The sequence below is a fragment of the Variimorphobacter sp. HTMS_6 genome (assembly GCF_059717775.1).
In genome coordinates this window covers 2,821,070-2,845,770 of the sequence record NZ_AP046094.1, presented here as the reverse complement: position 1 = coordinate 2,845,770, position 24,701 = coordinate 2,821,070, and the positions used below count along the sequence as shown (strand labels likewise).

Sequence of the window (24,701 nt, the reverse complement as noted above, 5' to 3'; positions counted from 1 at the left end):
TACAAGGCAAAAAGGGCAATAAAATTGCCCTTTTTGCCTTGTATAAATTAGACGGGGGGGTTGTGCATTTTCCAATTAGCGGATAATCCACAATATACTAAATAACAACACCCTTTTTTAGAATGATGTTTGCGTAAATAGCTGTTTCGCCGGTCATAATAACCACGGTTGATTTCTCTTTTGTTTTCTCATAAAAATCCCATTTATCGATTTCTTCAAAACAATCAGCGCCTCTATCGTCGTATTTTGCAACGATATGTTTATAAACGTCCCAAATCGGAGTTTTGGCGTCATCACCCTTAACAACTCCCATTAGGGTTACTGGGTTATTAACATAGGTATCAAGCGGAAATACTTGTAGAATGGCATCTAAAATCTCAGGAACACCATGTCCGTCTAGACGAATTACTTTTTTGCCATATGTATGACCCGGGAAGTTGCCATCACCTATTGTAAGTTCATCCGTATGACCCATTTCGCATAATACCTTTAATAATTCGGGGGATAAAATTGAGGGTATTCCTTTTAACATATCTATTTCCTCCATTCAAATATTTAAAACGGAAACGTTTCGGTTATATCAATCATAAAGCTTATTACATGTAATGTCAATCATAAACTATAAAATTGTGATATCAAAGGAATGTTTTTTGCTTTGATTAGCGGGAAGTATTGAAACACCACGTTTTTCTTCGAATACATCGGATTCATCGTTACAGGTAGAGAGGCCACTCCAGGGCTCCAGAGCTACGAAAGGACCTTGGTTAGCACTGGACCATAGAATTAAATAGGAAAAGTCAGGGAAATCCACTTTGACTCCCCTACCGGTATTAGGATTTACAAGCTTTGCCGAACGAGAGCGTAACTGATCAAAGATCAGAGCATCTACATTGAAATATTCATGTTTAAGTGGAAGTACAGATTCGTTCTCTAAAACTAAACTACGGTTATTTACGTTAATAAGACCAGTAGAGGGATTTGCTTCCGGACACATTGCGTATTCCTGCTTTTCAAATTCAATTACGTAATCTTCAAACTTCTCGCTTGGTAAAAGAGGGCAGTTGAAGCCGGGATGACCGCCGATAAAATAAGGCATTGGGATAGAATCTTGATTCAATACCTGATAAAGAGTGGTTAAAGTTTTATCCTTTAGGATATATGTAATTTGCAATTCAAACTCATAAGGATATTTTGCTTTTAATTCCTCATTCGATTGAATGGAAAAGGTAATACTATCCTCTGTTTTTCGTATAAAATCAAAGTTTAGCTTTCTAACGATTCCGTGACGATCCATAGTGCATGTCATATCATTGCCTATCTGCGCATGATTATCACGGATGCTACCACAGATAGGAAACATAACAGGAGCTTGACCCGACCAATACTTACTGTCTCCCTGCCATAAATATTCAATATCATTTCGGTCTTTAATCGAAACGATTCCGCCACCTTGTATGGAGAACTGAATAACGAGATTTTCATTTTCTAATAAATAATTCATGTATACCACCTTTCTTAATTCTGCGTTATACAGCCAATATTATAGGTTTATCGACAAAAAGTCAATAGAATTGGGCGGCGTAAAATTTGAAATATTATCGATTGACAATAGAATGAAAATGGATTATTATTAAGTTGAAAACAGAAACGTTTCGGATTATCTTTTAGGAGGAATAAATATGCCATTAGTTACATCGGAAAAAATGTTACTGAATGCTCAAAAAGGCGGATACGCGGTAGGAGCATTTAATGTTGAAAATATGGAGATGGTGAAAGCAGTATTATCAGCCGCGGAGGAATTGAATGCGCCGGTTATGCTTCAGACAACTCCATCCACAGTAAAATATGGTTCATTAGAAACATTTGCAGCTATCATAAGTGCAGAAGCGAAAAAAGCATCTGTTCCGGTTGCACTTCATCTGGATCACGGTAGTAGTTTTGCACTTGCAGTAAGAGCAATCAAAGAGGGATATACATCAATTATGATCGATGGTTCTCACGAATCCTTTGAAGAAAACATAAAACTAAGCAAAAAGGTTGTTGAGGTGGCTGCACCAAACGGAATTCCGGTAGAAGCAGAGCTTGGTAAGGTTGGCGGTAAAGAGGATGATTTGGAAGCGGAAGCGGATACCAATACCGATCCTATGGAAGCAAAGGAATTTGTTGAAAGAACAGGTGTTAATTCACTTGCGATTGCAATCGGTACCGCACATGGTTTTTATAGCGGAACTCCGGTACTGGATAGAGAGAGACTTTCTGAAATCAGAAAAGTAGTGTCAGTTCCGTTGGTATTACATGGTGCTTCCGGATTAAGTGATGAAGAAGTTAGGGAATGTGTAAAGAGAGGTATCTGTAAGGTGAATTTTGCTACGGAACTTCGTGTTGCATACACCGATGGTATAAAAGATCTATTAAAAGCGAAAAACGATACCTTTGATCCGAAGAACTTTGGGTTAGCGGGAATGGAAAAGCTGAAAGAATTGGTTAAAAATCGTATTTTGGTTTGCGGTAGTGATAATAAAGTGATAAAATAATATTTATTTTATCGAAAGTAGGTAATTACGCAATGGCATCTACAATTAAGGATATAGCAAAACATACAGGACTCGGATTAGCGACGATATCTTCCTATCTGAATGGCGGAAATGTAAGAGCTGAAAATAAGTTGAAGATAGAAGCGGCGATAGAGGAATTGAATTTTGAGGTGAATGAAGTAGCAAGAGGTTTAAAAACAAATAAGACCAAGACCATCGGAGTGGTGATCCCGGAATTAAATAATAACTTCTGTACTCAAATCATTACATATATGGAGGATATTCTTAGAAATCATGGGTATGCGACAATCGTATGTGATTGCAGAACGAATACTGATTTGGAGAAGAGAGCAGTAGAATTTTTATATCGAAAAAGAGTGGATGGTATTATTAATATGCCGGTTAACTCGGACGGGTCTCATCTTAGCTGGTTTCAGAAGTCGAATAAGCCAATTGTTATGATTGACCGTAAGATAAACGGTATCGACTGTGACTATGTTCTGGTGGATAATCTTACTGCTGTAAAAAAGGCGATACAGAAATTAATTGAGAATGGCCACACCCGAATCGGTATGATTGGAGGACCGGAGGATATCTTTACCGCGCAGGAAAGAATGCTCGGATTTCGCCTGGCATTAATGGAGGCAGGTATCGTACCGGAAGAGAGGTTCATCGTTCATGGTGATTATACCATTGATGGCGGTGTGAATTGCGTAAAAAATCTTGTAAGTAACAATAAGGATATGACCGCTGTATTTGTAGCGAATTACGAAATGACGTTAGGAACTGTTATTGGTATTAATGAGCTTGGTATAAAAATACCGGACGATTTGTCAGTTATCGGATTTGATAATGTGGAATTTGCCAGAGCATGTAATCCTAAGTTAACGATCGTTACACAACCAATGAAAGAAATTGCTGAAAATGTAGCGGAATTGATCTTAAAGCGAATTGAAGAAAATGACAGTGAAGAGGAACGGGAATTTCAGGTTCTTAAATTACAAACAGCCATTAAGGAAGGTAATTCAATCAGGAAACTGTAAGAGCAATAGTTTTATACAGTTTTTTAGCTAAAAACCGAAACGATACGACTTTTATGGAGGTTGAAAGTGAAAGAATATTTACTTGGAATAGATATCGGAACCAGTGCTTGTAAGGTGGCTGTATTTAATCGAGATGGTGAAGTAATTGCCAGCGGTAACGGAGATTACCAGGTTTACTATCCTCAGCGTAGCTATGCTGAGCAAAATCCGGAAGAATGGTGGGAGGCAATTTATCAGACAGTGAGTACCACATTAAAGAAAGCGAATATCGATGGTACGATGATTGCCGGAGTGGGTGTCGATGGGCAAAGCTGGTCGGCAATTGCAGTTGATCAGGAAGGCAAAGTTTTACACAATACTCCGATTTGGATGGACACCAGAGCTGATGATATTTGCAAGAGATTGAATGAGGAAGTTGGTGCTGAGGCTATATTTAAACTAGCAGGAAACTCACTCCAGCCATCCTATACAACAGCCAAGATTATTTGGTACAAAGAAAATCTACCACAGGTTTATGAGAATACATATAAGATTTTACAATCAAACAGCTTTATTGTACATCGATTAACAGGAGTATTTAGCCAGGATAAATCTCAAGGTTATGGCTTTCATTGCTTTGATATGCGTACCGGTACCTGGAATGAAGAGATGTGCGAAAGACTTGGGATTGAAATGAGTTTGCTTCCCGATATCTATGATTGTCATAAGGTTGTTGGATATGTTACTGAGGAAGCGGCAAAGTTAACCGGATTGTCCGTAGGTACACCGGTGGTAGCAGGTGGCTTGGATGCTGCATGCGGTACACTTGGAGCCGGAGTGATAAACCCTTCACAGACCCAAGAACAGGGCGGGCAAGCCGGTGGCATGAGCATCTGCATGGGCGAGTACAATGCAGATCCAAACTTAATCTTAAGCTTTCATGTAATCCCTGATCGATGGCTTCTTCAAGGAGGTACCACCGGAGGTGGTGGGGCTATGAGATGGTTTGAAAGAGAGTTTGCGGACTATGAAAGAGAAGAAGCAAAGACATCAGGGAAATCCTCATTGGAACAGCTAAATGTGATAGCAGATAAAATTTATCCCGGATGCGATGGTATGGTTTTCCTTCCGTACATGGCAGGGGAGAGATCACCAATATGGGATGTTCATGCCAAGGGAGTTTATTACGGACTTGACTATAGCAAAACAAAAGGACATTTTGTAAGAGCGGTTATGGAAGGCGTAGCATATTCTTTGAAGCATAATCTCGATATTGCAGAAGCAGCAGGAGCAATGGTAAATGAGATGAGAGCAATGGGTGGATCTGCCAATTCCCTGTTATGGACACAGATCAAGGCGGATGTTACCGGCAAAACAATAGCTGTTCCTTCTTCGGATACTGCTACAACCCTAGGTGCCGCGATATTAGCCGGTGTGGGCGTTGGGTTGTATCGTGATTTTGAAGAAGCGGTTGAGCTGACGGTAAAGGTAAAGAGATATCATAAACCCAATATGGAACATCATGCAGTTTATCAAAAAAATTATAAGACATACAAAGAGATATATAACAACTTAAAAAATACCATGAAAGAGAGGTAAGCACCATGAAAGCAGCAGTGGTATGCGCAAATGAAGACGTACGTTATCAGGATTACAAAGAACCGGTAACCACACCGGGAACCATTAAGGTAAAGGTAAAAGTATCCGGTATCTGCGGATCAGATATTCCCAGAGTATTAGAAAATGGAGTTCACTTTTATCCAATCGTATTAGGACATGAATTCTCAGGAGAAGTAGTCGAGATTGGTGAAGGTGTTACAAAGGTTAAAGTTGGAGATAGAGTATCAGGAGCGCCTCTTCTACCTTGTATGGAATGTGAGGATTGCCAGAACGGTAATTATTCCTTGTGTAAACACTACAGCTTTATCGGTTCCAGAGAACAAGGCAGTAATGCGGAATATGTTGTTTTGCCGGAACGAAATGCAGTTGTATTTGATAAAAGTATACCATTTGAACAAGGTGCAATGTTTGAACCATCCACAGTTGCGCTTCACGGTTTGTTCTTAAATGATTACCAGGGAGGCAAAACAGTAGCAATTCTAGGTGGAGGAACTATTGGCTTATTCACGATGCAATGGGCTAAAATCTTTGGTGCTAAGAAGGTTGTAGTATTTGACATCAATGATGAAAGACTGGCACTTGCTAAGCGACTCGGAGCTGATGAAACAGTAAATACAAAAGAAGATGGCTTTATGGATAAGTCAAAGGAATTCACGGATGGAAAAGGTTATGATTACGTATTTGAGACTGCAGGAGCAGCACCAACTATGTATATGGCTTTTGAACTTGCTGCAAATAAGGCGCATGTATGCTTTATCGGTACACCTCATGTGAATTTAGAATTTACGCAGAAGATGTGGGAGAATATGAACCGCAAAGAATTCAAGCTTACTGGTTCCTGGATGTCTTATAGTGCACCATTCCCGGGCAAAGAGTGGGAGTTAACCGCACATTATTATGCAACCGGGCAACTGAAATTTGATGAAGGGTTAATCGCACATAGATTTCCTATGAGTCAGGCTCAGGAGGCTTTCCAGTTATTTAAGGTACCCGGCGCGGTAAATGGTAAGATCTTATTAGTGAATGAAGAATAAGATCATGAATTGATCCGGTATCCTTATTGCCGATCAGAGAATGCCGGATATCAATGGAAAGGATTAAACACATATGATTTTAACAGTCACATTAAATGCAGCCATTGATAAACGATATGTAGTGGAAGAGTTTAAAACCGGTGGCGTATGTAGAGTAAAGGAATGCAGTTACTCTGCCGGAGGCAAGGGACTTAATGTATCTCGCGTTGCTACGATTGCAGGTGAGAAAGTTACCGCAACCGGATTCGTCGGAGGTCATGCAGGTCACTATATCGTAGAAGTTCTGGAGGGTCAGAACATTAAGAGTGACTTCGTTCATATCAGCGGAGAAAGCAGATCCTGCATTAATATATATGATGAAACCAATCTTACTCAGACAGAATTTTTGGAGCCTGGCGTATTTGTAACCGATTCAAATAAAGAAGAGATGCTAAACAAATATATCGAATTGCTTCCAGGATGTTCAATCGTTGCAATATCAGGAAGTGTGCCCAAAGGTGTAACCAGCGATTTATATATTGATATGATTCGATTGGCAGGTCAGCATGGCAAAAAGGTAATACTAGATACCAGTGGTAAGTTGTTGGAAGAGTCCGTTGCAGCAAAGCCTTATATGATAAAGCCTAATATGGATGAAATTCAAATGCTTACAGGAAAATTACTGGATAGCCAAGAAGATTTAATTGAAGCAGCAATAGCGCTTCAAAGTGCAGGTGTTGAAGTGGTGGTAATCTCCCTTGGTTCTGAGGGATCCCTAATTGTTTGTAATGAAGGTGTGTACCGAGCAATTGTGCCGAAGATTGAAGCAGTCAACACGGTAGGTTGCGGAGATTCGATGATTGCCGGCTTTGCGGTTGGTTACGCGAAAGGAATGTCCATGGAAGAGATCATTAAGCTAGCAAGTGCAATCTCTGCTGCAAATGCGATGCGTATGGAAACCGGATTCTTCATTAAACAAGATATGGAAGAATTATTGCCACATATAAAGGTACAAAAAATTCAGTGATTATAATATCAAAGTAAAGGAGAACACATTATGACAGCATTTATTGATCCAAAAACTGTTCCACAGAGAAAATTATATACAGGGGACTATATTCCGGCCATGGGTATGGGAACCTTCGGTTCTGATCGCTTCACCCCTGATCAGGTTTCTGCAGCAGTTGCAGGTGCCATAGAAGTAGGATATCGTTTATTTGATTGTGCTGCAGTTTATGGTAATGAAGATTTAATCGGTAAAGTATTTGAAGCTGCTTTTGAAAAAGGTACCGTAACAAGAGAAGAGCTTTTTATTACCACAAAAGTTTGGAATAATATGCATGGCAAGGGGGATGTATTACTCTCTTGTGTAAAAAGCTTAAGCGATTTACGTTTAGATTATATAGATTTGTTCTTTATTCATTGGCCATTTCCTAATTATCATGCACCGGGCTGTGATGGAGATTCCAGAAACCCTGATTCAAAACCTTTTAGTGTAGAGGAATTCATGAAAACCTGGAGACAATGTGAAAGATTAGTAGAGATGGGTCTTGTGAAGTACATAGGTATGTCTAATATGACAATTCCTAAATTGGAAGCGGTACTTCCGCTGTGTAAGATTAAACCGGTAGCAATTGAAATGGAATTACATCCTTGCTTCCAACAGCCTGAATTATATGATTACTGTATAGCACATGAGATTCAGCCGATCGGATTCTGTCCAATCGGATCACCTACTAGACCTGATCGTGATAAAACAGAAGATGATGTTGCAGATATTCAAGTGCCTGAATTAGTTGAAATTGCAAAAGCGCACAATGTACATCCAGCTGTAATTTGCCTGAAGTGGGCTGTTCAAAGGGGTCAAATTCCAATTCCGTTCTCTATCCATGAAAATGAGTATGCGAGCAATTTAAGATGTACCACAGAGGATCCGTTAACCGATGAAGAGATGGCTATATTAAAAACGATTGATAAAAATAATCGTTTGATAAAAGGTCAGGTATTCCTATGGGAAGATGCAAAAGGTTGGGAAGATCTATGGGATCTTGATGGAACGATTACAAAATAATTTTATGCTAGTAAGGGGGCTATTGCTAATCAGCTTCCCCGTTTAAAGGCTTGATTATCCGCAATAGCCCTAAAATAATATATTGGGTTAATTCTTGTACTTATTTAAAGATTATAAGATATTATTCATGAAAGATGCGTTACAATATGATTTTGAATTTATATTGTAACGCGTCTTTTTTATCTTCTTATTATTAATTTTAGCTTATTTTTTCCCTACCATTATGAAAAGGGAATAATCAACATCACCATGCTCCATTCTTTTGATATCATAATAGAATACATGGGAGCTTACATCATGAAAGCCGACATCTGTTAATAGCTGACCTAAATCTTGCTGATTAAATCCATCATGTCCGTTAAAATCATTCTCTGATTTATGAAAGCTGCCATCCTCCTCCACAAGATCGACAATACAGATATAACCCTGGTCATTCAGCATATTATATAGAGTTTGTAAAGTGGTTTTAGTATCTATAATGTGATGTAATACCATGGATGTATAAATCAAATCATGTTTTTGCGGGATAAGTTCCGGATGCTCAATAACATCTCCTAAAACCGCATCCATATTCGTAGCATGATTTGCTCTGATTTTTTGATGCAGTACATCAATCATGCCTTCTGACGTGTCAGTTAGAGTAATATGCATTAACTGTTTCATAAGATTAAAACTGATTAATCCGGTACCACAGCCAAATTCCATTGCCAGATAATTGTTCTTAAGAGGTATGGAATTATTTATTTCATCTGCTATTTTTTTCGCTCGTTGAATTCGATCGATGGAATCCCAAATAACAGCCTTTTGATTGAAATTCATTGGGGTGTATCCTTCCTGTTACATATTGATGATTATACTTTATGAAAGGGCTTTTGATAATCATTTTATTTACTGTGTTAATTTCCTCTTCGCATCTTCTAACGCTTCAATAATACGATCACACCATAAGTCAAACTCCTCATCCGGTTGTTGACATTCTTCGTGAGTTAGAACATAACGAAGCGTCTGCGCAATACCTTCATCAAATCGTGTAGTAGCGACGAAAGAGGGAACGAGGCGTTTTAATTTGCTATTATCAAAGACAACGGAGTTTGATTTATCACCGATTAGCCCGCCTTTAAAATCATATTTGCCAACTGCATCTAAGAAGTCTGAAGATACATAGTAGGGCTTAAACTCTACTCCTAGGCTATCAGCAAGGCATTTGTAAATCTGATTCCAGGTCAAGGACTCATCTGAGGTGATTTGAACTGCCTCGCCGATTGCATGAAGATTACCCATTAATCCAATAAAACCTTTCGCAAAATCGCTATTGTGCGTCATGGTCCACAGGGAGGTTCCGTCACCGTGGATAATTACCGGCTTACCCTCTTTCATTCTCTTGATTACCTGCCAGCTACCGTTATCGCCATGAACCCCAAGTGGAACGGAACGTTCATCATAGGTGTGGCTTGGTCTGATAATAGTCACAGGGAAGCCATTCTCACGATACATTTTCATAAGAAAATCCTCGCAGGCAATTTTATTTCTTGAATATTCCCAATAAGGATTGGAGAGAGGGGTTCCTTCCGTTATTCTATAGTCGCTCAACGGCTTTTGATAAGCGGAGGCTGAACTGATGAATATAAATTGTTTGGTTCTCCCTTGGAATAAACGGTAATCCCGTTCTAGTTGTGAGGGAACAAAAGCAATAAAATCTGCAACCACATCAAAATGCATATCTTTTATTTTGGATGCTACGTCCTCTTCATTATTTATATCCGCCTGAATCAGGTTTACTTGATCGGATAGCATGTCATTACGATTGCCACGGTTGATCAAATAGAGCTGATGATTAGAGTTTTCAAGTATTTGATTTGTAATAGCGGTACTGATAATTCCTGTTCCGCCTATGAATAATATTTTCATATGTTACGCTCCTCGTATATCGAGTCATAGATTTCTTTACCAATACAATGGTATCATCTATGCTGGTTTTAAATACTGCGGATTCGTTTTACGGTAATTTGTTTCCCGCTGAAATGTAAATCTGATACCATTCTTCCTTTGTCAGATAGATATCAGATGCCTTGCAGATTTCCTCCAAGCGTTTCTGATTCATCGTTCCGATAACCGGCTGCATATTAGCGGGATGACGAAGGAGCCAAGCAATTGCAATAGTAGTATTGGTAACATTATATTTTTCTGCTATTTGATTTACGGTTTTATTAAGCGCAGGGAATTTATCATTATCCAGAAATACTCCCTCAAAGAAGCCATATTGGAACGGAGACCAAGGTTGAATGGTAATGTCATGAACTCTGCAATAATCAAGAATACTTCCATCACGATCGATTGCATTATCCGTAAGCATATTCACCTCTAGACCATTACCGATCATGGTTGCATTGGTTATACTTAGCTGTAGTTGATTTGCCACAATGGATTGCTTTACAAACTTTTGTAATAGCATAATCTGCATTGGCTTTTGGTTTGACACACCAAAGTGACGAACCTTGCCTGAGGTTTCAAGTTCATCAAATGCTGCAGCCACTTCCTCAGGCTCAACTAAAGCATCCGGTCTGTGTAGCAAAAGTACATCCAGATAGTCGGTCTGTAATCTTTTTAAGATCCCGTCGACAGAAGCTAGGATATGATCTTTTGAAAAATCAAACATGCCGGGGCGGATACCGCATTTAGACTGAAGGATGATGTTTTCACGTACCTGGGGTGACATATGAATTGCATCTGCAAATATTTTCTCACATTCACCCCCACCATACACATCCGCATGGTCAAAGAAATTAGCGCCCAGTTCCAATGATTTTTGTACGAAAGCTTCAGCCCTCTGAGGCTCAATACTATTAATTCTCATGCAGCCGACTGCAATGTTCGGCACCGAAAGTCCACTTTTACCAAAAGGTATTTTTTTCATATTATATAGTCCTTTCACTATTCTCAAGGCGTGACTTCATAAATATTTAGCCTATATTTTCTATTAAATGTTGATGATTATAATTACTTAGTTATCAAAGATGGATAATGTTTAACGGTAGGATGCTTCGTAGATTGCGATACAATCCTCTAGAGATACCGGGGCAGGATCTACTTCGAATAAACCGCCCATGGTCTCAAATGCATTTTTCGCTAAGGTAGGAATCTCCTCCTTGGTAATGCCGTAATCAGACATCTTAAGCTCATGCACATTACATGCCTTTTGTAAATCTACTAGTGCCTCCACGAAATCCATCGGATCATTGGCATTTTCCCGACCCATAGCTTTTGCCATATCGATCATACGAGCATCGCATACCTTCTTCTTCGCAAAGAAGGTAAAGTACTCTTTGCTAATCATAATTAGACCTGCTCCGTGAGGTAAATCAGGATGGAAAGCACTCATCGCATGCTCAAGGGAATGTTCGGAGGTACAACCGGAGGTGGATTCAACCATACCTGCTAAGGTGTTACCAAGTGCAACATTTTCTCTGGCCTTAAGATTTGAACCATCCTTCACTGCGTCTGCTAGATTCTTCGCTAACAATTCAATTGCCTTCAAACTGTATAGATCACTCATTGTATTCGCTGTTATGTTAATATAACCCTCGGTACTATGGAATAGAGCATCAAAGCCCTGATAAGCGGTTAAATGTGGGGGTACCGTTAACATAAGTTCAGGATCGACAATGGATAAGACAGGGAAGGTTTTGGCATTCCCGAAACCAATCTTTTCGTTTGTGTCATCCTTGGTAATTACGGTCCAGGGATCAGCTTCGGTACCGGTACCTGCGGTGGTCGTAATGGCTACAATCGGTAGGGGATCATTTGGTACAGGAAGTCCTTTTCCGCTGCCACCTCCAACATAGTCCCAATAGTCACCTTCATTCGTCGCCATAACAGCAATGGATTTTGCTGCGTCAATACTGCTTCCGCCACCTAGCCCAACTACAAAATCACAGTTTTCCTGTTTCGCCAGTGCTGCACCTTCCATAACATGACTTTTTATAGGATTTGGCAATATTTTATCAAATACTACGGATTGTATGCCGCCTAAGCGTAGTTGTTCTTCTACTTTTTGTAAGTATCCGTTTGCTCTCATGGATTTGCCGGAAGAAATAACAATTAAAGCCTTTTTCCCCGGTAAATTCTCCTTATGGAGTTCATTCAGTTTTCCATTTCCAAATAATATTTTTGTTGGAATAAAATAATTAAAATTCATAATACAATACTCCTTTCAATTCTTTAACTAAATCAACTATATCCCTTAGAGTTGACTCAAAGTCAAGCAATTATTGAAAATATTCGAAACTATGTTAAAATGTTTATAACGCATGACTATATTATTAGAATAACCGAGGGAGAATAATGTTTACAATCAAGCAGATTTCAGAAAAGACAAACTTAACGGAGCACACCATAAGATATTATGACAGAGAAGGACTCATCCCATTAATCACGAGAACGCAGAGTGGTATTCGTCAATTCTCTGAGGATGATTTGGAGTGGATCAACCTAATCTGTTGTTTAAGAAACTCCGGTATGCCGTTGCAGGAAATCAAAGAATTTATGCAGCTATGCTTAAAGGGCAAGGATTCTTTGGAAGAGAGAAGAGAGTTATTAATAAGACATCAGTCAAGGATTCAGGAGCAAATGAAGAATTTGGACAACAGTCTTAATATTGTGAATTTTAAAATCGAGCATTACAAGGAGATTGGAATATTCCATATCGACAAGAATTAGTGCATAAAAAGATGTTATAAAGGTGATTGGATTCATCTTTATCGCATCTTTTTTTATGGTATTGCTCCTAATCTATAGAATAAACGTGTCTACCGCCCAACTGATGGTAGAGGCTATATACTTTTTGATGATATTCACTTTGATTGGTTTGAAATATAGTACGTCAGATTGAAACCACTTTTTATCGATCCAATATTGATAATCGGCTGTTTGTTTTTTGCGCTTCCAATATCTTTTTTGAATACCGAAGCTGATTAAAGAGTAAAGGGACACTGATTTCTTGTGATATGCCTGAGTAAGCATCAACATTCGTTTAGTAATTAATGTAGTGTAGGCTTTATCAATATCAGATGAAATAAAATTTTCTCCCATTATGTAGTTATCGTTCGAGATTACAGTCCCTCCCCATGAGGTCAAAGCTCTTGAGATTGTCTTAATACCATGCTTTGATGCTTTGGCAGCAGAAGTGGTAAATACATATAAAGGCTTCCCATTAAGGAAAGGTCTATGGCAGTTAAATGCCATTCGATCCATCCAATTCTTAAATGCACCTGTCACATCCTCCACATAAATGGGACTGCCGATAATTATAATATCAGCTTCCTCCATTCTGCTTTTCATATCCAATAAGTCATCCTTGTGAGGACACTTGGTTTCGGATATATTAAAGCATATTCTACATCCCTTGCACCAATTTAAGTTACTGTGATAAATGGATATTCTGTCATATGTAATATTTTCATTGTTATACAAATGATTTAACTTCGTTTCGCATTGATCCAGGACAAACTGCGTATTACCAGATCGTCTGGGGCTGCCACAGATCTCTAATATCTTCATGATAATAAGGTTACTCCTTTTTTAAACAGTATTGATGGTTTCTCTGGATGGATTTAACGGATTTTAACAGGGATAGGTGTAATATAAATATATTAGATTAATAGTATAACATAAGGATATTATTGTCAAATTAGAATAACCCAAATACTAAATATAGACTAGGTGGATACATCGATTCATATGTTTGCTCATATAATAGTATGATTACACTATCGGGGTTTGTTATGGAAATTTATGTAGTGCAAAAAGGGGATACGATTGAATCAATAGCGGGAAAATATAATACTACTGCGAAACAATTAATAGAGGATAACGGTATACACAATCCGACGGAGCTGGTAATTGGACAATGTATCGTTATCGCATATCCAAAGGTAACCTATGTTGTACAAGAAGGAGATTCATTGGAGTCGATTTCGAATGCTTATAATATAACAATCATACAACTATTAAGAAATAATCCGTTTTTATCGGAGCGTGAATATATCTATCCGGGAGATACATTAATCATCAGTTATGGAGAAAATAGAACAAAGCTGATGACAAATGGATACACAAATCCTTTTATTGATCGGAAGATTTTAAAGCAAACCTTACCTTTTCTAACCTATTTAACCATATTTGGATATGAATTAACGGCAGGCGCTGAGATAAAGGAGCCTGATGTTGATGATATTATTCAGATGGCTAAGGATTATGGGGTGGCTCCTATTATGCTGGTTTCAACATTATCATATGAAGGAGTCGGAAGTGCGGAGGCCGCATATAATGTAATTTATAACGAGGAAGCTTTGGATCGATATATTAATAACACAATAGCGATTTTAAAAAGAAAAGGATTAAGCGGAGTAGGCATAATTTTATCTTATTTATATTCAGAAAATGTAGATGCCTACAATACATTCGTCGAAAAAGTCACAAATAGAATTAACTACCAGGGATATAGCGTAGTAGTTTCAATCCCCCCGGTTTTGCAATTGGAGAACGGTACGGTTACATTTGAAAAGATTGATTATTCCGTGATCGGAAAATCTGCTAATCAAGTTATTGCTATGAATTATAACTGGGGATATAATCCCGGGCCACCAGCGCCTCCTGCTTCCGTATCTATGATTCAAGAATTTATGAATTATCTGATTACTCAGATACCACCTCAAAAGATAATGATTGGACTTCCGTTAATCGGATATTCATGGAAACTACCCTATCTAATAGGGGTAACACAGGCAGTTTCTTTGAGCTATAATGCGATTATAAGGTTGGCCGTTGATAATAAAGTAGAGATTCAATTTGATGAAAAATCTCAAAATCCACACTTTTCTTATATACAGATGGAAGTAAATATTCCTAGAAAATATGAAGTGTGGTTTGTGGATGCAAGAACAATGAATGCATTTATTAACCTGTCAATCCAATATAAAACTCTGGGAATTGCTATATGGAACATAATGATATATTTGCCACAATTATGGCTTGTTATCAACTCTCAATATGATATTATTACGCTAAAACAGGAAGAAAGAACGGCTACTCAATCCATAACAGAAGATACAGCTCAAACTGATATCTGTAATTAAAAGATTAGTGGTATTATTCTCTTATGAAGCAGAACTATGTTAAATTGTAATAATCTCTTATGAAGCGGATCTATTTTAAAATATGAAGCAGAACAATGATGAATTATATAAAATACTTATCAAACTTACTTGATTAACGAATATAGATAAACATAACTTTTCCCGGAGATATCATTGCTTGCATTGATTGCTATGTGATTTTGATCATTCCAACCAATTGAAGACTCTTGAACTCCCTCTTGGTTTTTTCGATTCCATAGGTATAATTTTTCAGCTTTTATATCAATAACTCCAAGCTGCGACATGCTATTTTCAGAGTAGGAGGATACAAGGATTTTGCTACCATCAGAATTAATTGCAGAGTTTTCGGCTAATTCCTTTGTGATTCCTTCCACAGTCATATGCTTACCGGTAAGATTATCAAGCAGATAGATTAAATCATCATCTTCTATAAAATCATATCTACCACCAAGAGAACGTACCCGAATACTTCCACCTCCTTGCTCACTTGAAGACCAGTATTTAGCATGTTCTAAAAGCTTTGTAAGTTTACCCGTTATAAGGTTATACCTGTAATAATTAAAGTGTTCTTCACCATAACCACCGGAATATGTTTGGGTATAGTTATTGGTATTTGCTTCAGAGCTTCTTTCCATTAATATTAGTTGATTACCGAACACTTTTACACCCATAACGGAGGAGAGACCTGTTATACTAGAGAGAGCAGTGGCGTGCTTTGTTTCAGAATCTATTAGATAGATATTACTATCACTTGGTGACTGCCCCAAGGATACAGTGAATTTACCGTTATCAAGAATGCTCCAATTATTGAGATGATGGTAGTCTGAAAGTAGTTTACCGTTTATCTGAATTCCTTGAAGGAAGTCAAATGTCTTACCGGAACCAAGGTCATATTTTGCAGGATACGTCCAAACATCCGATTGTGGATTTTTGTTTAGCCAGAGCAAGACCTCATTATTATCTTCGACAGTTAAATTGAATTCTGCTTCATCCTCATTATTTAGCAAAAAGCGATTACGATTTTTCTCTATTAAGAATAGTTCACTATCATATTTGATCCGTGTGTAATCAATCTTCCCCGATATACCCAAGAGCTTAACTTTTCTTTTGATATTTTGGGTTTTCACCGGTACAAAGCTACCATTTTCTGCAGCAAAATATTTGTTAGTTACGAAATCGTCTGTATAATAAAATAGTGGGCCTATCGTGTTCATAAAATGATCGGATTCTAGATATTGTACCTTAAATAAATCTTCAATTGTATTGGTTGCAAAAAGAGAGATATGGCTTTGATTGTTTGAAGTATTCGGAGCTTTCATTGATTTTGTTGGTGATTTATTACTTTGTTCTGAACTAGGAACCTTCTCAACTTCTTGAATTTGAAACAGTGATATAACCCACTTTCGAAACTGGGCATTGACGGTCAGGGCAGTAGAAAAGGAGACTGCAATAATAATTAATATGGCAGCAGCTCTGATCAACCAATGACTCGTAACAGCCTGCTTTTTTGTGGGGGTTTCTATGGAAGCATGAATAAGTTCATCATCTATTTTTCCAATTGCATCAAAGATATTATTAATGCGCATTCTGGTATCCTCTTTCTGCTAAAAAATCACGCAGATTCTTTCCGTCTCTTGATAAAATGGACTTTATCTTACTTTTACTGAAACCATACCTTTTTGATATGTCCTCGATGGAATCAAAGAAAAAGTAGCGTCGGATAAATATGTTTCTTTTCTCCAGTGATAGGTTCAATAGGTATTCATTTATTGTGGCAACCAATTCATTCATTTCAAGATCTTCTGATAAATTAATATTTTTTGCTAATACTTCTTCGAGTTCATCCCAAATTCTTGTTATTTCATAATTTCTCTTTTTCGCTAAACGATATTCCAACTTTTTCATTGAAAGATTACGTGCAATTTTACAAAGAAAAGCAGAGAAGTAGATTGGTCTGGCAGTAGGTATCGCATTCCATGTTCCAAGATATGTGTCATTTACACATTCTTCTACTTCCTCATTATTATGTAGAATATTATAAGAGATTTTGGTGCATAGGTTCTCATATTTATTTTTTGTTTCTATGATGGCTTGTTCAGATCTGGCCCAATATAACTCAATTATTTTGTCATCTTCCATGTTTTATCCCCCTCGTAAGATAAGTACGGTAATATTTTAAATAGGTTGCATATATTTTTATAAATTTGGGTGTTAATAACCCCATTTATAAAATATGATCCTCGTTTTTATCTTGCTTTAAGGGGTCGGATTTATTAAGTTTTTTATTCTTGATTTCTTTTTGCCATGTTAATGTATTGCACTTCGGACATCTTAAAAAACAATGAGGGCTTATAAAATCTTTTAAAATTGAAATTGAAAATACATGACCACATTTTTTACATATATACGAATGAGTACGAGCGTGCCATACAACAAGGATTGGTAAAGCAATAAAAATAATGGTGCAACATAATACTGGTATAATTTTCATAAAGCCTCCATTTTATAATTCCTTATTAATGAATGTACATTGTAAATATGAAATATAGCTTAATTCCACCTAGAATAGTGTTTTACTTATTATTAAACTCAGTAAAATACTATGGTAATATTATACAGTGCCATCTTTCTTTAAACAATATCATATTGGCTACAAAAGCCGTATCTTATACATAAATTACCATACCTTAGGTGATTACTATTGCTTTTTGAAAACCTAACAATATAATGTAACTAGAGACTCGAATATGTAATAATTGGGAGGGAGAATTTGATACGGATTGCAATCTGTGATGATAAAGTGGAAACTTTGCATCAAACAAAAAAAGTACTAGAAGAGTACAACAAGGCATTACTCGTTGTTGATATGTTTACCAGTGGAAGAGATCTCCTTGCTAGTAAAGAGACGTATGAGATAATTCTTCTGGATATAGATATGCCTAATATGAATGGTATTGAAACCGCAAAACATATACGGCTAACCAACAAAAAGGTTAAGATCATATACCTTACAAATTATAATGATTATACGACTTTCGCCTTTGGAGTTCATGCTTTTGCATATTTGCTTAAGCCGGTGAATAAATCAGAACTCTATAAACAGTTGGATGAAGCGTTTGAATATAGGAATATCCCTGTTCCAAGTCCGATGGAGTTTTTGACAGAAGAAGGGATAGTACGAATTGATGTGTCGGATATCATATATCTGGAGTATCTAGAACGCAAGGTATATCTACGAACGCACAAACAAAGTTTTTCGATAAAGCGGAAAATATCTGATATTGCTGGAGAGTTAGCGGATAAGGGGTTTGCGATGCCACATAAGAGTTTTGTTGTTAATCTCTATGCGGTTAAAAAGATTAAAGGATATGATATTATGATGACCAATGGTGTAGTTATTCCTTTGTCCCAGAAGAAGTCAATGGAATTTCGCAAATCGTTGAATCAATACTTATCAGAAGGAATGGGAGGATATTAATGTCGAATATATTGATTTACTTTGTTCTTCCACTGGTGGGTAGCGTATTTATAATGTATGCAATCTTTTTCAGTATGAGCCGAATCGGGACGAATATTGCTACAGGTGTATGGAGGAAGAGAATTATAGTAATCAGTTACATCATACTGTCCGTCTCGATATCTTTTCTTGGTAGTGGAATTATAAATCTTATTGTATTGTTATTCATTCCTGTGATTGGACATCATTTGTATAATAATTTACGAATTTATATTATGTATTACACTGCTTTGGTTATTGCGGTCTATCTTACGGATATCGTAGTGAATACGATTATAACTTTGTTGGTATCAAATGAGATAATTTATTTTATTAATATGAATGCCTACTATATCTTACTCCTTATCACTACAAGGTTAATCGAATTTATGATCTTACGGATATTAGTATGGATGATCCGAAGAAAACTTCATGAGCAGGTGAGCAAAAGACAGCTGATTGGTTACTTTATTCTTCCACTATATAGTATTCTAAATTTATTTAGTATGTTGTTATTTATACAGGTGTATCCATCGGAAGAAAATATGATGGTGTTTTCGGTGAACGTGGTTATTCTAATCGGGCTTAACATCTATTTTGCCAGTATTTTTGATGTAATCAGCAGGAACAATCATCTGGAAAATGAGTTGAATCTTCATAAACAGCAACAGAATATACATATCAAATACTATGAGAATCTGGAGCAGAAATATGATAGTACCAGAAAATTAATTCATGATATACGTAACCATATTCAGGCGATGGAACAGCTATATGAGGTGCAGAAGAATGAGGAAGGGCGTCAATATGCACAGGATGTTCACGCTATGCTAAATCAAATGGGGCATAAGTATTATACGGACAATAAAATCCTAAACATTATCCTGAATGATAAGGTTCAAACCATGCAGGCTTGTGGCATTAAGGATGATATAAAAATCGGAGTTGATATTCATTTTATCAGAGATGTTGATCTGACCTCCTTATTTGCTAATATTCTGGATAATGCAATTGAAGCCTCGAAACGAAGCGAGGAAAAACAAATTATTTTACGAATGGCAGCAGTACATGATTTTATTACGATAACCCTGAAAAATACGATGGATCATCAGCCGGTAAAGCAAGGAAACTCTTTTTTATCCACCAAAGAAAAGCATGAAGGACTTGGACTTAAGAATGCCGAGTGGGTGGTAAAAAAGTATAAGGGAGATATTCAATATGAATGGGGAGAGAAATATTTTATTACAAGAATTATGTTTGCTAATTGACGTTTTTATTTGCTTTGGTGTTCCGATAATTGGAATTATTATCTTAAGCAGGAAATACGGCAAAGTCCGGAAGCCATTTTTTATCGGTATGTGTGCATTTGTAGTTAGCCAGATTTTGATTCGCATTCCGATACTCAAGCTGGTATTGCCGAATTTCATCTGGTACATAAAGCTTCAACTTAATCCGTATCTATACGGCATCTTCTTGGGATTATCAGCCGGAGTATTTGAAGAAACCGCTAGGTTGATATTTATGAAGGGTTTTTTAAAAGGAAGAACAAGAGAAGCGGATGGTCTGGCCTTCGGGCTTGGTCATGGCGGGATAGAAGCGATGCTGATAACCGGAATAGGCTATATCTCAAGTTTGATCCTGTATCCATTAGGAAAAGTAGATTTATCGGGTGTGGGGAATTTAAACCTGCTAATCGGTGGAATGGAGCGAGTATTTGCAATGTGCTTCCATGTCGGTGCCAGCTTGATTATACTCTATGGAATTCGGGAGCATAAAGCTCTCCGATATACAATATTAGCAATTCTATTACATGGATTATTAGATAGCATGATTGTAATCCTTCCTGCGGCAATAGGGTTAGGGATTATGGGAATAGAACTATATATTATAATTATCTCCATCCTGGTTCTTGCTTTTGCGTTGCGGTTGTTCTCAAAGAGAAGCAGGAGCATACGTAGTGAATTATAAATGGAGTTTTAATGAAAGGTTTTCACGTGATTCGATGAACGATAAAGAATATATTGTGATTTAGAAAAAGGAGAGATAGAATATGAAAAAGATAATTGTTATAATTATGATTTTAGTCTTTGTTACATCGATGCTTGGTGGCTGTGCTTCTACAAAATTGTCAGACGCATTTAACAAAGAGACCGTGGAATCTACCTCCAAACAGGTAGTAGATTACTTAAACGCTGGGAAATATGACAGTGTATGTAGCATGTTTACCGAGGAGTTAAAACCTCAATTAACATCTGATGCATTAAAATCAGCAGTTGAAAAGACTTATGGAAGCGCCGGTGCATTTGTAAAATATAAGGATGTAGTAGTGATTGGCCAAAAGGTAAAAGGTACAAAGGATGACGCAGCAGTTGTAGTGGTAATCGCAAAGTATGAGAAGAAGAATGTAACTTTTACGATTAGTTTTAATAAAGACATGAAACTGATTGGACTATATATGAAATAAGAATGAAAGCTCTTGAAATACCTGGGGTTACAGGGATTCAAGAGCTTCTTAAATTCTATTTATCTAAAAATTGTATCATTCCGGAGCCATAATGTTCATTCGGTCGTTCGATAAAATCAAACTTCTTGTAAAAATTCTCTTTTCCTTTCGCTGACATTAAGCAAACCATGGTTCCGGATACATAGGTTTCTCTAATATGGGTCATGATTTCTGTCATGATGGCAGTTCCGAGTCCACATCGTTGATAAGCCGGTTTAACCATAATATCTTGTATGTAGAGGGTGAAAGCACCATCACCAATAATTCTTCCATATGCAACAATCTGATCTTTGTGTTCGGCACAAACAGAGAATAATGAATTTGATAATCCATTTAGTAGGGTATTCTTATCAGGGTAACCCCAGCCGACAGAATCTCTCATCTTGATAAACTCATTCACTGTAATCGCTCTTTTTGTAATTTTTATGTCGTCCATATAATACCCCCATAATTTTTGTTTGTTTAACTTGACGTGAATAAACAAAATTGTTAATTGGGTAATTATACGGCTGTATGAATAAATAGTCAATGCCTGGATTGTAATATATTTTTACAACTGTTGATATTTCTGGTAGGTTTTGTAAACCAGATGATAAGGCTGGGGATAACAAATAAAATAGGATGTTGACCAGTCGTATCTATGATGGGAGACTCAATCATTGAGATAAATGATGGTATTACATAAGTATAAGAATAACCGCCTTGATAAAGTGACGGATATTGCATGTATAGATACGATTGAATTGTATCAATTATTGCATTTATATAAAACGGTGACATAATAATAATGTACAAGAACAGAATCAGTATTATAGAAATATGTATCGCTTTCGAATACTTTGATTTGAGTGGTTTAACAACTCCTAACACTCCTAATACCTGTAATATAATCCATCCAAGAATAAGCCAGAAGATGGGATATAACAGTAGCTGTAAAAGCCATACTGGTGACATAATAAACTGCTGCCTGAACATATAAGCTCCATATTGAGTTGCAAAATAAAGGAATACGCCAAAAATAAGCAATATCGCTCCAGCGATAAGCAGGTGTTTCTTTTCTTTTTTGTTAGTATCCGAATTAGGAATCCCATAAATAAGAACAGTAATATCAACTTCCAACAGCTCTGCAATTTTCATTAATGTTTCGATATCAGGTTGTGATTTCCCGGTTTCCCAGTTGGAGATGGTTTGTCTAGTGACAAATAACTTGACGGCCATATCTTCCTGTGTAAACTTTTTCTGCTGCCTTAATTTTTTTATATTTTTAGAAACTAAATTCATATAAACAACCATGCCCTTCCTCGTGTTAATGTGATTAATTTTAAACTAAATTGTCTGCCTTTTTTAGTAGTTTGAGCCAAGGATATCACAGGCTCAAATGATTATGTGTGATTTATGATTTTTAATATGTCACACTATAATATTGTTATCACACTACATGATATCTGATGAACTGTCACGCAAATATACTTTGCATTACCAAAAAGTGTGAGACATATATGGAAATAATAAGTAACGAGTAGTAAACTACATAGAGATTTTATTCAAATTATTTATCCGAATTATAACGCTTATATGCGTCATTTAAATAATTATACAATTCCATATTTAGGAAGTCAAATAAGTGGATAGAATAATAGTTGTATTATTACGTGTCTTAGTTCATATTTAATTCATAATAACGTATTACTTTAAGTTTAATAAAAATTGGAGGTAACAAAATGAATACAAAAAGAAAGTCGAAAATAAAAAAACGCATTATAACTAGTATTATTGTAATAGCATTAGCTGCTGCAGTGGTATTTGCTATTGTTTCCCGGCCGAAGGCAAACAATTATGAAAGTGTTGATGCAAAAAGCGGAGATATTAAAACCTATTTATCCTATTCTGGAAATGTTGAGGCGAAAAACCGCCAAAACGTAATGTCTGAAAAGGTAATGCAGATAGATAATATCAAGGTTGAAGAAGGGGATAAGGTGAAAGAAGGTGACGTTCTATTCACTACCACTACGAATGATGAAATAACAGCTGAGATTGACGGTGAAGTGTCTAAACTTGATATCGAAGAGAATGAACAAGTTATGGCCGGAATCTCATTGCTTGAGATAGTTGATTACAATAATCTTAAGATTAACGTTAAGGTAGATGAATACAGTATCCCTGATTTAAAAGTAGGTAAAAAAGCGAATGTTAATATCAATGCAATTGATAAGGAGATCACAGGAACTGTTAAAAGTATCTCCAAGGAAGGTCAGGTCGTTAATGGAGTAACTTATTTTACCGCTGACATTAATTTGAAAAAGGATAAAGCAATCAAGGTAGGAATGTCTGCAGAGATTAAGTTCCCGGGCAAAAGCGTAACTAATGTTATCACACTCCCGATGTCAGTGGTTCAGTTTGATGAAAGCAATAGCCCTTATGTATATTTGAAAGATGAGAAAGACAATTTGATAAAAACCTCAATCAAGACAGGCATTAATGATGGTACCACGGTTGAAGTGGTAAGTGGCATCAAAAAGGGAGATCACGTTTTTTACAAGAAAAATACTACTACTTCCAGTAACACTGGCTTTGGTCGTGCCAATGGAGGAGGTGAGTAAGTAATGTCAGAAATATTTAATATGAAAAATATTTGCAAGAGCTACTATATGGGTGAAGATGAACTGGAAGTTCTGCATAATGTGAATCTGACCGTACATTCAGGAGAGTTTGTCTCAATCTTAGGGCCATCCGGCTCTGGCAAATCAACGATGATGAATATCATCGGTTGTTTGGACATCCCTACTTCCGGAAAATATCTGCTCTCCGGTAAGGACATAGAGGATTTGGACGAAACGGATTTAGCAGCGGTAAGGAATAAAGAAATCGGTTTTGTATTTCAAAACTTTCAGCTTCTCCCCAGATTATCTGCTCTCAAAAATGTTGAGCTTCCACTGATATACAGCAATGTCCCCGTATCAGAGCGTAAGAAACGTGCGAAGGAAATGTTAGAAAAGGTAGGCTTATCGGATAAGATGAGTAATTTACCGAATCAGCTTTCCGGTGGACAGCAACAGCGTGTTGCAATCGCCAGAGCATTAGTTACTGAACCGACGATTCTTCTAGCAGATGAACCAACCGGTGCGCTGGATCAGAAAACCGGAGCGCAGGTCATGGATTTGTTTGAGAAATTAAATGAGGACGGCAGAACGATTATTATGATCACTCACGATCAGAATATAGCAAAGCATGCAAAACGAGTGGTTAAGATATTGGACGGATATCTTACAGAAGCGGAGGTGGATTAAT

General features: G+C 37.0%; 25 protein-coding genes. 14 read left to right on the top strand and 11 right to left on the bottom strand.

Annotated elements, in window-relative coordinates; all coding sequences use genetic code 11:
• Positions 1-97 precede the first annotated feature (97 nt).
• Together AC6IWN_RS12925 and AC6IWN_RS12920 are read right to left on the bottom strand one after the other, a co-directional pair.
• On the bottom strand, positions 98-532 hold the full coding sequence (locus AC6IWN_RS12925) for an RbsD/FucU family protein (protein ID WP_497987825.1): 435 nt from the start codon (positions 530-532) through the stop codon (positions 98-100).
• 87 nt (positions 533-619) lie between these two features.
• On the bottom strand, positions 620-1,501 hold the full coding sequence (locus AC6IWN_RS12920; RefSeq protein ID WP_497987824.1) for an aldose 1-epimerase family protein: 882 nt from the start codon (positions 1,499-1,501) through the stop codon (positions 620-622).
• Between the two features lie 178 nt (positions 1,502-1,679).
• On the opposite strand from AC6IWN_RS12920, the gene AC6IWN_RS12915 reads away from it, so the two are divergent.
• The 6 genes from AC6IWN_RS12915 to AC6IWN_RS12890 all read left to right on the top strand — a co-directional run bounded on the left by AC6IWN_RS12915 (position 1,680) and on the right by AC6IWN_RS12890 (position 8,260).
• Positions 1,680-2,534: a class II fructose-bisphosphate aldolase gene (locus AC6IWN_RS12915; RefSeq protein WP_497987823.1), complete on the top strand. Its 855-nt coding sequence runs from the start codon at positions 1,680-1,682 to the stop codon at positions 2,532-2,534.
• Positions 2,535-2,566: 32 nt separating this feature from the next.
• Positions 2,567-3,577 carry a LacI family DNA-binding transcriptional regulator gene (locus AC6IWN_RS12910; protein ID WP_497987822.1) on the top strand — a complete coding sequence of 337 codons (1,011 nt, stop codon included), beginning with the start codon at positions 2,567-2,569 and terminating at the stop codon, positions 3,575-3,577.
• Positions 3,578-3,643: 66 nt separating this feature from the next.
• Positions 3,644-5,155: a xylulokinase gene (gene xylB / locus AC6IWN_RS12905; protein ID WP_497987821.1), complete on the top strand. Its 1,512-nt coding sequence runs from the start codon at positions 3,644-3,646 to the stop codon at positions 5,153-5,155.
• Positions 5,156-5,160: 5 nt separating this feature from the next.
• Positions 5,161-6,210 (top strand): galactitol-1-phosphate 5-dehydrogenase, encoded by a 1,050-nt coding sequence (locus AC6IWN_RS12900; RefSeq protein WP_497987820.1) that lies wholly within the window; start codon positions 5,161-5,163, stop codon positions 6,208-6,210.
• 73 nt (positions 6,211-6,283) lie between these two features.
• A complete protein-coding gene (gene pfkB / locus AC6IWN_RS12895) occupies positions 6,284-7,216 on the top strand; it encodes a 1-phosphofructokinase (protein ID WP_497987819.1) in 933 nt (310 codons plus the stop codon).
• A gap of 30 nt (positions 7,217-7,246) precedes the next feature.
• A complete protein-coding gene (locus AC6IWN_RS12890; RefSeq protein ID WP_497987818.1) occupies positions 7,247-8,260 on the top strand; it encodes an aldo/keto reductase family protein in 1,014 nt (337 codons plus the stop codon).
• A 204-nt stretch (positions 8,261-8,464) separates the two neighbouring features.
• Here AC6IWN_RS12890 and AC6IWN_RS12885 read toward each other — a convergent pair whose 3' ends face one another.
• The 4 genes from AC6IWN_RS12885 to AC6IWN_RS12870 form a co-directional block, all read right to left on the bottom strand.
• Complete coding sequence (locus tag AC6IWN_RS12885) at positions 8,465-9,079, bottom strand: class I SAM-dependent methyltransferase (RefSeq protein ID WP_497987817.1); 615 nt, start codon at positions 9,077-9,079, stop codon at positions 8,465-8,467.
• A gap of 69 nt (positions 9,080-9,148) precedes the next feature.
• On the bottom strand, positions 9,149-10,168 hold the full coding sequence (locus AC6IWN_RS12880; RefSeq protein WP_497987816.1) for an SDR family oxidoreductase: 1,020 nt from the start codon (positions 10,166-10,168) through the stop codon (positions 9,149-9,151).
• A gap of 88 nt (positions 10,169-10,256) precedes the next feature.
• Positions 10,257-11,174 carry an aldo/keto reductase gene (locus AC6IWN_RS12875; protein ID WP_497987815.1) on the bottom strand — a complete coding sequence of 306 codons (918 nt, stop codon included), beginning with the start codon at positions 11,172-11,174 and terminating at the stop codon, positions 10,257-10,259.
• A gap of 111 nt (positions 11,175-11,285) precedes the next feature.
• A complete protein-coding gene (locus AC6IWN_RS12870) occupies positions 11,286-12,455 on the bottom strand; it encodes an iron-containing alcohol dehydrogenase (protein WP_497987814.1) in 1,170 nt (389 codons plus the stop codon).
• Between the two features lie 146 nt (positions 12,456-12,601).
• Between AC6IWN_RS12870 and AC6IWN_RS12865 the strand changes: the two genes are divergently transcribed.
• Positions 12,602-12,976, top strand: a complete 375-nt coding sequence (locus AC6IWN_RS12865; protein ID WP_497987813.1) for a MerR family transcriptional regulator — start codon at positions 12,602-12,604, stop codon at positions 12,974-12,976.
• A 72-nt stretch (positions 12,977-13,048) separates the two neighbouring features.
• Here the strand turns inward: AC6IWN_RS12865 and AC6IWN_RS12860 are convergent, their stop codons facing one another.
• Positions 13,049-13,816 (bottom strand): flavodoxin family protein, encoded by a 768-nt coding sequence (locus AC6IWN_RS12860; RefSeq protein ID WP_497987812.1) that lies wholly within the window; start codon positions 13,814-13,816, stop codon positions 13,049-13,051.
• 224 nt (positions 13,817-14,040) lie between these two features.
• Here AC6IWN_RS12860 and AC6IWN_RS12855 point away from each other — a divergent pair, with 224 nt between their 5' ends.
• Positions 14,041-15,393 (top strand): LysM peptidoglycan-binding domain-containing protein, encoded by a 1,353-nt coding sequence (locus tag AC6IWN_RS12855; protein WP_497987811.1) that lies wholly within the window; start codon positions 14,041-14,043, stop codon positions 15,391-15,393.
• A 125-nt stretch (positions 15,394-15,518) separates the two neighbouring features.
• On the opposite strand, the gene AC6IWN_RS12850 is transcribed toward AC6IWN_RS12855, so the two are convergent.
• Together AC6IWN_RS12850 and AC6IWN_RS12845 are read right to left on the bottom strand one after the other, a co-directional pair.
• A complete protein-coding gene (locus AC6IWN_RS12850) occupies positions 15,519-17,000 on the bottom strand; it encodes a hypothetical protein (RefSeq protein ID WP_497987810.1) in 1,482 nt (493 codons plus the stop codon).
• Positions 16,990-17,553, bottom strand: a complete 564-nt coding sequence (locus AC6IWN_RS12845; protein ID WP_497987809.1) for an RNA polymerase sigma factor — start codon at positions 17,551-17,553, stop codon at positions 16,990-16,992. The genes AC6IWN_RS12850 and AC6IWN_RS12845 overlap by 11 nt, the downstream gene beginning before the upstream one ends.
• Before the next feature lie 631 nt (positions 17,554-18,184).
• On the opposite strand from AC6IWN_RS12845, the gene AC6IWN_RS12840 reads away from it, so the two are divergent.
• The 4 genes from AC6IWN_RS12840 to AC6IWN_RS12825 all read left to right on the top strand — a co-directional run bounded on the left by AC6IWN_RS12840 (position 18,185) and on the right by AC6IWN_RS12825 (position 21,374).
• Positions 18,185-18,892 carry a LytR/AlgR family response regulator transcription factor gene (locus AC6IWN_RS12840; RefSeq protein ID WP_497987808.1) on the top strand — a complete coding sequence of 236 codons (708 nt, stop codon included), beginning with the start codon at positions 18,185-18,187 and terminating at the stop codon, positions 18,890-18,892.
• Entirely contained in the window at positions 18,892-20,178 is a 1,287-nt protein-coding gene (locus tag AC6IWN_RS12835) for a sensor histidine kinase (protein WP_497987807.1), read from the top strand. Before AC6IWN_RS12840 ends, AC6IWN_RS12835 begins: the two co-directional genes overlap by 1 nt.
• Positions 20,129-20,878 (top strand): YhfC family intramembrane metalloprotease, encoded by a 750-nt coding sequence (locus AC6IWN_RS12830; protein WP_497987806.1) that lies wholly within the window; start codon positions 20,129-20,131, stop codon positions 20,876-20,878. The genes AC6IWN_RS12835 and AC6IWN_RS12830 overlap by 50 nt, the downstream gene beginning before the upstream one ends.
• An 82-nt stretch (positions 20,879-20,960) precedes the next feature.
• A complete protein-coding gene (locus AC6IWN_RS12825) occupies positions 20,961-21,374 on the top strand; it encodes a DUF3887 domain-containing protein (RefSeq protein WP_497987805.1) in 414 nt (137 codons plus the stop codon).
• A gap of 55 nt (positions 21,375-21,429) precedes the next feature.
• Here the strand turns inward: AC6IWN_RS12825 and AC6IWN_RS12820 are convergent, their stop codons facing one another.
• Both AC6IWN_RS12820 and AC6IWN_RS12815 read right to left on the bottom strand, forming a co-directional pair.
• A complete protein-coding gene (locus tag AC6IWN_RS12820) occupies positions 21,430-21,849 on the bottom strand; it encodes a GNAT family N-acetyltransferase (RefSeq protein WP_497987804.1) in 420 nt (139 codons plus the stop codon).
• Between the two features lie 89 nt (positions 21,850-21,938).
• Entirely contained in the window at positions 21,939-22,706 is a 768-nt protein-coding gene (locus tag AC6IWN_RS12815) for a helix-turn-helix domain-containing protein (RefSeq protein WP_497987803.1), read from the bottom strand.
• A 428-nt stretch (positions 22,707-23,134) separates the two neighbouring features.
• Here AC6IWN_RS12815 and AC6IWN_RS12810 point away from each other — a divergent pair, with 428 nt between their 5' ends.
• Together AC6IWN_RS12810 and AC6IWN_RS12805 are read left to right on the top strand one after the other, a co-directional pair.
• Complete coding sequence (locus tag AC6IWN_RS12810; protein ID WP_497987802.1) at positions 23,135-24,013, top strand: efflux RND transporter periplasmic adaptor subunit; 879 nt, start codon at positions 23,135-23,137, stop codon at positions 24,011-24,013.
• 3 nt (positions 24,014-24,016) lie between these two features.
• Positions 24,017-24,700 carry an ABC transporter ATP-binding protein gene (locus AC6IWN_RS12805; RefSeq protein WP_497987801.1) on the top strand — a complete coding sequence of 228 codons (684 nt, stop codon included), beginning with the start codon at positions 24,017-24,019 and terminating at the stop codon, positions 24,698-24,700.
• Position 24,701 lies beyond the last annotated feature (1 nt).